Below are 236 nucleotides of genomic sequence, written 5' to 3' on the forward strand. Positions count from 1 at the left end.
GAAGCTTAGCGACTCCATTTCCCATTTGCTATAGGAGCCGTCAGCATACTTTATCCATTCAGATTCAAGCAGAGCGTTATTTAATCGCAATAGTGCCTCTTCTGATGTTATACAATCTTTTAAGGGTTGTATCTTTGTTTCTTGCTGCTTATCAAACTTTTGTAAAGATACTATTGGCAGACCGTTATCAAAATCAACTATGCATGATTCATCGTAATGATTGTTTAGAAATTCTG

Annotated in this window: 1 protein-coding gene; it reads right to left on the bottom strand. The window is 36.0% G+C overall.

Annotated features, from left to right (window positions below):
* Positions 1–236 (bottom strand): hypothetical protein (locus R2R70_RS23080; RefSeq protein WP_410979357.1); only part of this gene is annotated, 236 nt, incomplete at both ends.

The sequence above is a fragment of the Cobetia sp. SIMBA_158 genome (assembly GCF_046566945.1).
In the GTDB taxonomy this organism is placed as follows: Bacteria; Pseudomonadota; Gammaproteobacteria; order Pseudomonadales; family Halomonadaceae; genus Cobetia; species Cobetia amphilecti.